The 12409-nt window shown below is 41.2% G+C and carries 12 protein-coding genes; 2 read left to right on the top strand and 10 right to left on the bottom strand.

The annotated features are described in order from the left end of the window. Positions 1-129: 129 nt before the first annotated feature. The 10 genes from FHS45_RS18480 to FHS45_RS18525 form a co-directional block, all read right to left on the bottom strand. Positions 130-558, bottom strand: a complete 429-nt coding sequence (locus FHS45_RS18480; RefSeq protein WP_062439494.1) for a GNAT family N-acetyltransferase — start codon at positions 556-558, stop codon at positions 130-132. 133 nt (positions 559-691) lie between these two features. Then, entirely contained in the window at positions 692-832 is a 141-nt protein-coding gene (locus tag FHS45_RS18485; protein ID WP_157620138.1) for a hypothetical protein, read from the bottom strand. A 121-nt stretch (positions 833-953) separates the two neighbouring features. Next, complete coding sequence (gene mbcS / locus FHS45_RS18490) at positions 954-2534, bottom strand: acyl-CoA synthetase MbcS (RefSeq protein WP_062439497.1); 1581 nt, start codon at positions 2532-2534, stop codon at positions 954-956. A 668-nt stretch (positions 2535-3202) separates the two neighbouring features. Then, positions 3203-4051 carry a YitT family protein gene (locus FHS45_RS18495; protein ID WP_062439500.1) on the bottom strand — a complete coding sequence of 283 codons (849 nt, stop codon included), beginning with the start codon at positions 4049-4051 and terminating at the stop codon, positions 3203-3205. A 238-nt stretch (positions 4052-4289) separates the two neighbouring features. After that, positions 4290-6167, bottom strand: a complete 1878-nt coding sequence (locus tag FHS45_RS18500; protein WP_062439503.1) for a PAS domain-containing sensor histidine kinase — start codon at positions 6165-6167, stop codon at positions 4290-4292. 343 nt (positions 6168-6510) lie between these two features. Beyond that, the gene (gene pdaA / locus FHS45_RS18505) at positions 6511-7290 is read right to left on the bottom strand and encodes a delta-lactam-biosynthetic de-N-acetylase (protein WP_062439510.1); all 780 of its coding nucleotides are present in this window, start codon (positions 7288-7290) and stop codon (positions 6511-6513) included. Positions 7291-7407: 117 nt separating this feature from the next. Then, complete coding sequence (locus FHS45_RS18510) at positions 7408-8718, bottom strand: Na+/H+ antiporter family protein (protein WP_062439514.1); 1311 nt, start codon at positions 8716-8718, stop codon at positions 7408-7410. Positions 8719-8887: 169 nt separating this feature from the next. Then, a complete protein-coding gene (locus FHS45_RS18515) occupies positions 8888-9034 on the bottom strand; it encodes an SE1561 family protein (protein ID WP_166761440.1) in 147 nt (48 codons plus the stop codon). 208 nt (positions 9035-9242) lie between these two features. Continuing rightward, on the bottom strand, positions 9243-10031 hold the full coding sequence (locus tag FHS45_RS18520) for a YfkD famly protein (protein ID WP_062440622.1): 789 nt from the start codon (positions 10029-10031) through the stop codon (positions 9243-9245). A 124-nt stretch (positions 10032-10155) separates the two neighbouring features. After that, positions 10156-10548, bottom strand: a complete 393-nt coding sequence (locus tag FHS45_RS18525) for an OsmC family protein (protein WP_062439518.1) — start codon at positions 10546-10548, stop codon at positions 10156-10158. A 147-nt stretch (positions 10549-10695) separates the two neighbouring features. Between FHS45_RS18525 and FHS45_RS18530 the strand changes: the two genes are divergently transcribed. Beyond that, positions 10696-11874, top strand: coding sequence for an MFS transporter (locus FHS45_RS18530; RefSeq protein ID WP_062439521.1), 1179 nt, complete (start codon positions 10696-10698; stop codon positions 11872-11874). A 307-nt stretch (positions 11875-12181) separates the two neighbouring features. Continuing rightward, positions 12182-12409: transposase (locus tag FHS45_RS18535; RefSeq protein WP_166761441.1), on the top strand; the 228-nt coding region annotated here is incomplete at its 3' end.

The following is a 12409-nucleotide window of genomic DNA, read 5'->3' on the forward strand; positions in this document are numbered from 1 at the left end:
ACTTAGGATTGCTTTGAAAAACCAAATCCAAACGGCCGGATTTTTTGTACCGAAACATGTATTATTCAACTTTTTTAAACAGAACGCCAACTCCTTGTCCATGAGTTGGCGTTCTTTAAGTTATTTTATTCAGGAAATCGGCTTATAAAAACCGGTCGATTTCTTCCTATACCCCCACTTTTCATATATATGATGGGTCGTTTGCCGTTCAGGACGATTACCGCTATTCAGGATTATAGAAGCTGCTCCGCGCGCTTTCCCCCATTGTTCTGCGCGTTGGAATAACTCTTTTCCAATTCCTCTTCCCTGATGTTCCTCCTCCACAATAGCAGCAACCACCCTCACATAGCTTTCATTCTTTTCATAACGGAAGCTATGGATCATCCCAATCATTCCGTTCAGTTGCCCTGATTCTTCATATACATAAGTCTGATAGTCCGTCTTCATTTTGATTTTCGCAAACCGTGCGGACATTTCCTTTATAGTGGTCGGATATCCTAATAAATTTACCAGCTTTGCTAACTCACCTGCGTCTTCTAACATTGCTTCCCTTATCATATGCTTCCTCCTTAACCCGTAATTCAGTCGTTTAACCGCCAAGTCCTATTATGAATAAAAAAGAAGTATCTTTACTTATTAATATAGTAAAAGAAAGCCTTTCTCTAATAGAGAAAGGCAAATTGTTTGCGGTTCATTCAGGTTTTGTCTGTTCCAGCTCCAAGCTCTCCCATTTTTCCTGTTGATCCATCTCCGGACTTTGAACTTGGAACGGAATAACAGCCACAGCTATACCTATAACGATAATAAATGCGACACGTTTGACCTTATTCACGTTCTTCCCCCTATACAGGTTAGTAATCTAAGTGTAACATACCAAGACCTTCCTAATAAGGCGGGAGAATGATTTCAATCTGAAAACCAGGTGACACCTTTTGCCACCTGGCTATTTTTATTTATGTTTGCTGCTTCTCCCTTTGCCTTAATTCGACTCTGCGGATTTTACCAGAAGTGGTTTTTGGCAACTCTCCAATAAAGTCGATCTTTCTTGGGTATTTATAAGGTGCTGTCAATTCCTTCACATGGTTCTGTAGTTCCTTGACCAGTGTTTCATTACCATTGACATTTTCCTTCAATACGATATATGCTTTCACAATATTACCGCGGACTTCATCTGGACTTGCAACTACGGCACATTCCTGGACGACAGGGTGTTTCACTAAAGCGTCTTCCACTTCGAAAGGCCCTATTGTATATCCAGAGCTGATGATGATGTCATCGCTTCTTCCTTCAAACCAAAAATAACCGTCTTCATCCTTGGAAGCCTGATCCCCTGTTACATAATAATCGCCACGGTAAGACATTTTCGTGCGTTCTGGGTCTTTGTAGTACTCTTTGAAGAGCGCTGGAGTTTCCAAGTGTACGGCAATATCGCCAACTTCGCCAACTCCGACTGGCTGTCCCAGTTCATCAATGATTTCTACCCGATTTCCTGGAGTTGGTTTACCCATAGATCCTGGCTTGACATCCATGTCCTTCATTACCCCGACTAACAGCGTGTTTTCTGTTTGTCCGTAGCCATCACGGACGGTAACATTAAAATGCTTCTGGAAAGTGTCGATTACTTCCCGGTTCAGCGGCTCTCCGGCAGAGACAGCACTGTGCAACGCCGGAAGATGATAATCATCCAAATTATCGACTTTTGCCATCAGGCGGTATTCTGTTGGTGTACAGCACAGCACATTAACCGTATAGCGTTCCAAAATGCTCAGATAAATTTTTGGATCAAACTTTCCTTGATATACCAGACCAGTAGCTCCAGAACCTAACACAGAAAGAAATGGACTCCAAATCCACTTCTGCCACCCTGGGCCAGCTGTCGCCCAAACGGTATCCCCGTCCTGGATACTAAGCCAATTTTCGGCTGCTGTTTTCAAATGGGCATACCCCCATCCATGTGTATGCACTACACCTTTGGGGTTGCCAGTAGTCCCAGACGTATAGGATAAGAAAGCCATATCATTTCGCGATGTATTCGCCACCTCCAATTCAGCGGCTACCTTGTTTTGGTCGAGGAGTTCGTCAAGAAAAGTCCACCCTTCAACCGCTCCACCGACTGTAAACTTTTTAAGTGCATCGACTTCTATTATGTCCTTAAACTGCCCTGTGTAGGGGTGGTAGCTTACAACCCCACTTACTTCACCATGGGAAATACGATATTGAAGGTCTTTCGTTCTTAACATTTCAGAGCTTGGAATCACAACAAGACCAGCTTTTAAAGCCCCTACATATACCTGGTAAGCCTCAATCAGACGCGGAATCATGATCAATACCTTATCGCCTTTTTGAAGCCCTTCCTGTTTGAAAGCGTTACCAATTTTGTTCGCATTTTTTATTAATTCGGCATATGTAATTTCTTCCTGGTTCCCCTGTTCATCTTCCCATTGCAGCGCTTTGCGATCAGGATCACCCGCATATTTCTCAATTTCACTGACTACATTATAAGTTTCTGGAGCAATTAATGATTCTCTATTCATCTCATATCCCCTTCCAAAAATCTAGTAGCTTCTTTCAATCGTATTATATCAAATAATTCATAATTGTTGTAATTATTTCAAAAGTAAAATGGGACGAAAAGTCGAAGACTTGATTTCGAGATGTTGTTTGGTCCGTTACCGCGTCAACAGGAAAGGCTGCCGGGAAACGATTCGCTTTCCTGTGGGGGACTGGCGAGCCTCCTCGGTCGTTTCACTCCCTGTGGGGTCTCGCCTTGTCCCTTCTCCCACGGGAGTCTCACCGGTTCCCTGCCGCCTTATCCGTTATTGGATAACGGACCATTCACAAAGGTGAAGATGTCTTTCACATTTTCTCTTTAAAGACCATGGATTCAGATAACAGGCCATTTTTCAAAAGGACCCTTACTAAGTTTGAAGTGATTTATAATGATGTTTCCGTTCTCTCATAAACGCAATGAGGGCCGGGAAATTGCGAGACTCCGATGGGAGGATAGTACATGGTGAGATCCCGCAGGGCTTTAAAGCCCGAGGAAGCTCACCGTACGCCCATGGAAAGCGAGTGATTTCCCGGACCTCCACAATGTTATTACCGTAACGGCAACACTATATCTTGAAACTGAGTCTTCAAGAAAAGGGAGATTTAATGGAAAAAAACCGGTTGAAACTTTTTGTTTCAACCGGTTTTTCTACTAAGCCAGACGTTTGAAGTTCTCGCCTAATATCTCATTCATGGAATGCACAGTAACAAATGCGCGCTCATCAATGGAAGAAATATATTTTTTCAGACGCGCAAAATCCTTACGACCAAGGATTGTCGTTATAACTTCTTTATCTTCATAGTTAAAAGCACCTCGGGCAGTATGAATAGTTGCCCCCTTCCCAAGCTGCCGAACAATAAATTCACGGACTTGCTCGCTTTCCCTGCTAATGATGACAATTTCATTTTTATGATCGAATTGCTGAAGAGCATAGTCGATGACTAAACCATTCAGAATGACCCCGAAGAAAGCATACATTCCGATTGCTGGACCAAATAGGAAAACAGATGAGGCAGCAATAGCAATATCAGCCATCAGCACACCTTTCCCTACTTCAACAGAAAAATACTTATTCATAATCATAGCCAAGATGTCCGTTCCGCCTGTCGAGGCACCTTGATGGAATACGATGGCCATCCCGGTGGCAGCAATAATCTGACCAATGATTAACTGAATTAAAATATCATTACTTAGCGGAGCTCCCATCGGGTAGACTACTTCCAGCCCCCATACCATAAAGGAAAGGGCTAAGCTTGCGTAAATAGTTTTTGCACCAAACTGAAACCCTAAAAAAATGATACCAACTATGAATAACAAGATATTCAATATCAACATGATAAGACCGAGTGACATATCTGGAAAAACTTTATTCATTACAATCGAGAGCCCACTGACTCCACCAGTTGCCAGATCATTTGGTGACAAGAAAAAATGCACATTCACCGCCACAAAAAATGCACCAAGATTCATAAGTAAAAATGACCACAATTTTTTTATCATCAGAAAGCCCCCTTGTGTTATTTTATAGTTATTCAGCACGTTTCTTATTTCGACACAATCGGGATTATAACGAGGCTTTCGAGGTTTGTAAACAGCTATGCACAAAACTACAAAAAAACTTTCATGTAAGCGATTCAAGCAATTTCATCATTCATAATTGTACAAATCTTTTAACTTTAAAGGGGCTATTCCCCGGGAAATATGTCGAAAAAAAACAGACCCAGTATAGGTCTGTTTATTACATTGGAAAAGCTATCGCAACACACGTACCCTTTCCTTCTTCACTGCTATATTTAATAGTGCCACCTAAATCGTCGACCATCTTTCTAGTCACCATAATTCCTAAGCCTGTACCATCTTTTTTGGTTGTAAAAAAAGGTTCTCCGAGCCTTTTTAGCCTTTCCTCGGATAAGCCTTTACCATTGTCTTTAACTACTATTTTAGCCTCACTATAGTCACAAATGACATCAATGCAGACTGTACCTTTATATTCTACAGCTTCCAGGGCATTTTTAATGATATTTATCAATATCTGCTTAAACCTGTTCGGATCAGACTCCAGCGTATATTCGCCGCAATTGATTGAAGTATCAATGTTAATGGCCTTCTCTGCAATCAACGATTGGTAGAGTTCCAATACATAATCAATCATTTGCTTAATATTGACAGCTTCTAACTGCTTTGATGAAGCCGGCTTGGCAAGCATCATAAAATCATTGACAATCGACTCAATGCGATTGACCTCACTTAACAATAAATCATTATAAGAGTCCCTCAATTCTGGATTAGCGGCACCAAGCTGCATGAATCCTTTCAAAGCGGTTAACGGGTTTTTGATTTCATGGGCGATACCAGCTGACATCTGGGTAATCGTGGAAAGCTGTTCAGATTGGCGCATGAAAGCTTCCTTTTCTTTCATCTCGGTAATATCCTCACTGATACCAACAATGTATTTTTCATTGCCTTCCTGGACCGGGAATCCCCTGGTCCGTATCCATTTCACTTCTCCAGAAGGTGTGGTGATTGGGTATTCTATCTGACAGTTTTCGCTCCTCATCTTTCGATATCCTTCAAGGATATAGTCATAATTTCCTTCTTCCGTTAACTGCTTCCACCAGCATAGCGGGTCATCTCTTCTTTTTTCTAATGAAATACCGAATAAGTCACTGAAGCGTGGACTGACATACATCAATTCCATGAATGATTCATCACAAATCCAGAAGACGTCTTTGATATTATCAGCTAACAAGCTAAATCGTTTTTCGGATTCTTGCAAGGCCTGAAGATATTTCTTCCTGATTGTCACATCCTGGATAAAGATAGTGAATCCGTCATCTGTCGGATAAATCGTGATTCTCGCATACATCTTCCGTTCTTTCATGTAAGCATCAAAAGTAACCGGCTGTTCCATTTCTAACGCCATATAGTAATGGCGATAAAAAAGGTAGTAGTCACTGATCGGATATAATTGCCATAATTTATGTTTATAAAGGGACTGCAGATTTTTACCAAGTATCCGCTCCATTTGCGGATTAGCATACGTCAATTGCCACTGCTTATTAATCAGTGCTAAACCATGCGGAAAGTTTTCCGTGATCGCTTTCATTTGTTTATGCAATTCAGCAAAATTCATTTCAGGAGGCTTGTCCGTTAGTGTTTGTTTTTCTTGTACTGCGGCCAGTACATTGGAGCTTTCTTTAACTTTTGATGTCTTTTGGTTATACTCAGCAAGAAGCATATGGTGGGAAATGCTATTATCATCCTTATGTAAAGGCTGGATAACAACAGCAACTCTTCGATGGGATAGCGGTTTAAACGCACATCGCACCCATTGATGATGTGTCTTGAAGAGAAGGCGCGCTTTGCTGTATAAGGTCTCTTTCTTTGTGACATGCTTCAATGAATGTTGTATGCCGAATTGGTCGTAAACATAGAACAAGTCCAGCCAGTCATCGAGAAGGATCTCTTCCTTCGTAGAAATTTCTTTCTGCATCGAACGACTGCATGTTACCGTTTTAGTTTCTAAGTTAATGAGACAAACATTCTGATCAATAAGATCAAACAGCGCTAATACGTCACTTTCCTCCAAACCATATTGCATCCTCTCAATTAACATCAATGGAATACCTCTTTCCTTATGATACTTAAGGTAACGATTGTATGCTCCGTAGGTACTATTATAACAAAATTATTTAAATTTTGAATATATTCTTACAATTTTGTGGAAATTAGGTAAAACCCCTTACAAAGGTAGATGATAATAAAGGCATTGTCATAAATAGGAATACACAGGGCTACCATCTTTTTGATCAACTTTAAAACAGGTCCTTGTACCTATGCGAAGTATTTGAAACCTCTGTCCCACGGTTTGTTTACCATTTATGATTATCTTACCAGACAATATATAAATATTTTGTCGAAAAACATCAAATAGAGACACTTTTTTCAGTGTCTCCATATCAGTACCAATATCCGCCTCTTGGCAGCAGTTTTTTCATCATTAAATGATCCAGGCTATGAAACGTATAACCTTGTGCACGCAAATCATCGATTATCTTTTCTAAGGCAAGTGCATTATCTTCGGAAACGCTATGAAGCAACATCACAGCCCCGGGATGAACCTGACTCATCAAGCTATCATAAGCATACTTCCAGCCTTTTTGCTGGCCGGTATTCCAATCCACAAATGCAATGGACCAAAAGGCATTAATATAACCCAATTCTCTCGTCAATTCCAATGACTTAGCTGTAAATGTGCCACGGGGAGGGCGTAAATAAAGCATATCTTTCTGGTCAGTCAATTGGGCTACCGCTGTTTCTACTTTGTCCAGCTCTTCTTTAATTCGCGACTTCGAGGACGAAGTAAAGTCAGGGTGATGCCAGGAATGGTTGCCGATTATATGGCCTTCTTTATTCATTCGTTTCACAAGCTCAGGAGCACTGTTTATATAATGGCCTGTAATAAAAAATGCTGCCGGCACCCTTTTCTCTTTTAATATGTCAAGAATTTGACCTGTATATCCTTCTTCATACCCGTTATCAAAAGTAATATATATTTCTTTGTCGCCTGACTTATCTATATAAAAGCCATCATGTTGTTCCAATAATGGCCCATAAAAACCAACATCCGGAGGGGAACCATCCTTATTTTTTTCATACCCCCAACCATAAGCAGCGGCTGATATCGGAAATAAAGGCAGTATCAAAATGGAAAGGATTAGAAGTGTTATCTTTTTCATCGTTGTACACCTGCTTTTTTCTTAGTTTACAGCAAGTATCCACTGATATACCTGACTTACTTTTCCATCTTAAGCAAAAAAAGCACCTGCCGAACAGGTGCTTCTTAAACAACCAAACTATAGAACCATGGCTGCAATCCAGCCAAAAATGAACAAAGGAACATTATAATGCAAGAAGGTTGGTACACATGTGTCCCAAATGTGATGATGCTTCCCGTCAGCAGCAAGCCCTGATGTTGGTCCCAGCGTGCTATCTGATGCCGGAGAACCAGCATCCCCTAGTGCCCCTGCTGTTCCAATCAAAGCAGCCAATGCCATCGGAGAGAAACCTGCAGCAACACCGATAGGTACGAATAGCGCTGCCAGGATTGGTACTGTACCGAAGGAAGAACCAATTCCCATGGTAACCAAAAGACCGACGAGTAACAGGATGAAAGCGATTAGACCTTTGTTGTCACCTATCATATCAGAGCTTGATTCAACTAACGCATCGATTGAACCCGTTTCCTGCAGTACATTGGCATAGCCGGCGGCAATCAGCATAACAAATGCTATCATTCCCATCATGCCAATACCATTCGTGACCACTTCGTCACCACGACGGAAAGGTACTACAAGAAATACAAACATAAGAACAAGTCCAGTCAATGCTCCTAATACTAAGTTTTCGGTCCAAATTTGTACTCCTAGTGCTCCTGCCACGGCTACAAGCGTCCAGGCATGTTTCGCACTAAATGAAGCATTTTCAATGCCTTTTGTGACTTCTGTCTCTACTTCTGCTTCATTGACTTGGTATTTATCTCTTGGTTTACGATAAGAAAAGAACACAGCTACAAGCAAGCCAATAATCATCCCCGAACCAGGAATCAATAATGACAGAGCGATACTTCCGATACCTACATCAACTCCGCTGGTCCCCATGGCGTCCTGAATGGTCTGATGGAAAATCAACCCAAAGCCAGCGGGAATCATCACATAAGGTGCTTTCAAACCAAATGTTAAGGCAGCAGCTACCCCGCGTCGATCCAGTTTCATTTGGTCAAAAAGCTTTAACAAAGGTGGAATTAGTATAGGTATGAATGCAATATGAACGGGAATGACATTCTGAGATAACGATGCCACACCAGCAATTACTAATAACATGATGACACGCTTATTTTTCAACACTTTCAATAAATAATTCACTAATATATTCGTTATGCCCGAGTAACTGATCGCCACTGCGAAGGCACCTAATAAAATATAGCTTAAAGCAACGCTCGCCTGATTCCCCATCCCATTAATCAACATATCCAAGGAATTTTGCAGCGATTCTCCAGCTATGAGCCCTGCTGATAAAGCTGCAGCAATGATTGCGATAATCACATTAACACGCAATAGACTGAGCACAGTCATTATCAGCACTGAAATAATAACAGCCCACGCCATATAAATTCTCCTCTCACCCATTTTAAATTTAGTTCGTTAACGATTTACCATAATAAAGGAAGGTGTTATAAAAATCAACCCCTTATTGTTTCATTCCCATATAATAACAAGTCCCTCCCCTCTAAATAATAAAAACCGCACGTTGATGGGTGCGGTTTTGTCTTGGAAGTTACATTTTCTTTTCAAGTTCTTCAAGCATTTGTATAAGCTGATCAATATCCTGCACGGATGTCTCTTCCGGTTCCATTTCATCCAGTCGTGACATAAAGGCTGCCAATCTTATTTTCAGGTCTTGAAGTTTTTCTTCTTGAGCCATGCATAAACTCCTTTGTTCATTGTATTCTTTACGAGTTTCTTCGATTGATACCATGCACTATCATAGTAGAAATAATCCGGTTTGTCCATGTAGTACAGGAATATAACTTTAGAATTACTGGTGAAAGCCTTCCCCCTGTAACAAAGTTAAACATCTAAAAGTAAAAAACACGCCTGATCCAAGTGACCGGATCAAGCGTGTATGCTGGTTATTTCAACTGGAAAGAGTAAGATACATGGTCCTGAATTGGTATCCAGGCTCCAATTCCTTGTTTTTTTATGTTTTTTACGATTAATTGCTTTTTGGACCCTTTCAATTGAATATATACTTCACCAAAAGCAACTGTTCCTTTTTCATTGACTGCTGGAGCATATGCTTGTAATGAACCAATTTTTTTAGACGGAACCGCATAGGTATTCTGCTGTTTCGTACCACTGCCCACGACCGTATGAAAAGACAACGGAAGGTTGGTATTGTTTTGGGCTTCTAATAGAAGCATGCGTTTCACTTGATCAGGGGTATCAATTTTGGCTGTAAGACCACCTTTAATATGTTTTTCATCTTTTTGGAGGTAATTCATTTTTTCTGTTTGTTGACTCGCCTGATTGTTCAGTTCATTTGTGTTGATATGCTGATATTCCCAATTTATGCTCGTCTCCTTGGAAGTGTAGTTCAATGGCCACTTTCCTAAGTAAACCTCGCCGCGATACCCAATGGCTAATGGAGAAGGTTTCAAATTCGTTTCATTCAATAATTCAATTAGCTGTGGATTCGTGATTTTCACCTCAGCTTCTTTTAACAGTTCATCTGTCAGTTCACTTGGCTCAAGGACAACCTGGTCTTCTGTTGAGTTAGGATAGGTATTGTCTTTAGAGATATTCAAAACGTGACTTGGCAGCCGTCCTTCTTCTTTCTTATCTTCTGCTTGTAGAAGAAGCGGCTCAGCCGCGAATAACACCAATAATAATGCCATGATGGACAAGATCCACGTTCTCATATAAGGGAGCCCCTTTCTTTTTTGATTATCATTTGAAATAAAGGGCTTTTTATTCATCAGGTCATCTCATCCATATATTAAAAAACGCGTCCTATCAACATAGGACACGCTTTACAGGAATTATTTACATGCTAAGCTCGATATAATCTACCGTTTCTTGCACCTCGATACTGTCTTTAACAGACTGTACCATCGAACAGTTATTACGGGCGATTTCCAAGTTTTTCTGCAGTTTATCCCGACTGATGTTATGTCCTTTCACAACATAATGAATCGCCACCTTTTCAATCCGATTAGCTTCATCTGGATTGCGGGTTACATCTGCGGTAACTTTAATATCTTCATACTTCACCCGTTGTTTGTCTAAAATTTTACGATAGACACCTACACTGCAGCCAACGATGGACGAAACCATTAATTGGTAGGGGCGGAAACCAAATTCTTCATTACTGGATATATTCAGTTCTCCATATTCCAATTGCGTTCGAATTCCATTCTCTCTAATAAAAAATTCCATTATACCACTCCTTTATGACGTTCTTTTTCTCATTTTAACAGAACAAGCTCAGGGAATAACATCTTTTACTCAAAGTTTGCATTTTTCTTGCCATTACCATTATTCTCCGATAGGATGAAAGAAGTTTTTTGAGGGGGAGGATAAAGAATGGTCCAAGCTAATACTCGCTTCAAGATCCTCATCGCCTTAGTAGCGATTTCAGGTTTCTCTCAAGGCATGCTGCTTCCATTGCTTGCAGTCATTTTAGAGCAAAAAGGAATTTCTTCATCCATTAATGGCCTCCATGCCACTGGACTGTATATTGGAGTGCTGATAGCTTCTCCTTTTATGGAAAAACCGATGCAAAAAGCAGGGTATAAGCCAGTGATTCTAATCGGCGGGGCATTCGTATTCACCTCCATGGCTTTATTCCCATTTTGGCAGGCGCTTTGGTTTTGGTTTATTTTACGGATGACTATTGGTATTGGGGACCATATGCTTCACTTCGGAACCCAGACTTGGATTACATCCACAGCTTCTCCTGAGACCAGAGGAAAAAGTATCGCATACTACGGTTTATTTTTTAGTGCAGGCTTTACAGTAGGTCCATTGATGACAAACTTATTATCTATTCATATATATTTACCATTCTTGCTTTCCGCTTTGCTGAGCGCCATCGTCTGGTCCAGTATGTTTTGGGTCAGAAATGAATTACCAGCGAAAGATAGCCATAACGTTCATATGGGCAGTTCGATCAGCAGATTTGGACAGGCCATCAAGTTAGCCTGGGTCGCATTTCTCCCCCCGCTTACTTATGGTTTTCTGGAAGCTACCTTGCACGGGATTTTCCCAGTTTACGGCATGCGGATTGGTCATGATGTTAACATTCTTTCATTGATCATCCCTTTTTTTGCAGCAGCAAGCCTTTTATCCCAAATACCATTGGGTATGTGGAGCGATAAAGCAGGTCGTAAAAAAGTGATTTCCCTTGTCGTAGCAGCCGGTACTTTAGCGTTTTTTCTTGCTGCATTACTCGAAGACTCCGCATTCTGGCTCTTCGTACTATTTGCGCTGGCAGGGTTATGTGTCGGTTCTCTCTATTCCTTAGGGCTTTCCTACATGACCGATATTCTGCCAAAATCACTCTTACCTGCTGGAAATATTATGTGTGGCATCGCCTTCAGTGTCGGCAGTATCAGCGGCCCGTTTTTAAGCGGTGCTTTTATTGATTTGTTCCCAGGCACTTCCTTCTTCTATGTCATCGTAGCATTGCTTTTAGTCGTACTGATCGCTACTATATTGAAGAAAGAGCCAGCAGTTAACGACCACCTGCAGCATTCTTCATAAAAAATGGGGCTGTCCCATAAGTCTGTAAGAGACTTATAGGGGCAGCCTTTTTTCGTTATTGTTGATACCGGAAAAGTGGGGCAGGGAAACGATTCCCTTTCCGCGGGGAAGACGACAAGTCTCCTCGGGCTTCTCGCCCTGCGGGGCCTCGTCAGCCTTGCCTCTCCCGCAGGAGTCTCATCGTTTCCCTGCCCAAATTGGCCATCAACAATGCAAAAATCTTCTTTTTTCCATACAAAAAAATCGCCTCATTCGTTATAATGTAAGCGACCAAACCAACAAAAAACGAAAAGTGAGGCGATTTTTTATGAGTAACTCTTCAGCTACTTTCATTGATTATAACATGGGGCAGTTAGTTCTACCAATGGACTTCAGTGATTTAATTCCCGAGGACCATGTGGTCCGGGTCATTCACGCCATGGTGGAACAGGTGAACGATGACCTCTTTTTCTCCCAATATCAAGGGGGCGGTCGGAGCTCCTATCACCCAAAAATGATGACAAAAGTTATCTTATACGCCTACACGCAGAAAATC

The organism is Thalassobacillus devorans (genome assembly GCF_011761345.1).
Taxonomy (GTDB): domain Bacteria; phylum Bacillota; class Bacilli; order Bacillales; family Halobacillaceae; genus Thalassobacillus; species Thalassobacillus devorans.

Coding starts and splice junctions, on each gene's coding strand:
- FHS45_RS18500 (WP_062439503.1), bottom strand. CDS start 6,167: ATGTTAATTGAGAGGATGCAATATGGTTTGGAGGAAAGTGACGTATTA.
- FHS45_RS18510 (WP_062439514.1), bottom strand. CDS start 8,718: ATGGCGTGGGCTGTTATTATTTCAGTGCTGATAATGACTGTGCTCAGT.
- FHS45_RS18520 (WP_062440622.1), bottom strand. CDS start 10,031: ATGAGAACGTGGATCTTGTCCATCATGGCATTATTATTGGTGTTATTC.
- FHS45_RS18480 (WP_062439494.1), bottom strand. CDS start 558: ATGATAAGGGAAGCAATGTTAGAAGACGCAGGTGAGTTAGCAAAGCTG.
- pdaA (WP_062439510.1), bottom strand. CDS start 7,290: ATGAAAAAGATAACACTTCTAATCCTTTCCATTTTGATACTGCCTTTA.
- FHS45_RS18530 (WP_062439521.1), top strand. CDS start 10,696: ATGGTCCAAGCTAATACTCGCTTCAAGATCCTCATCGCCTTAGTAGCG.
- FHS45_RS18515 (WP_166761440.1), bottom strand. CDS start 9,034: ATGGCTCAAGAAGAAAAACTTCAAGACCTGAAAATAAGATTGGCAGCC.
- mbcS (WP_062439497.1), bottom strand. CDS start 2,534: ATGAATAGAGAATCATTAATTGCTCCAGAAACTTATAATGTAGTCAGT.
- FHS45_RS18525 (WP_062439518.1), bottom strand. CDS start 10,548: ATGGAATTTTTTATTAGAGAGAATGGAATTCGAACGCAATTGGAATAT.
- FHS45_RS18495 (WP_062439500.1), bottom strand. CDS start 4,051: ATGATAAAAAAATTGTGGTCATTTTTACTTATGAATCTTGGTGCATTT.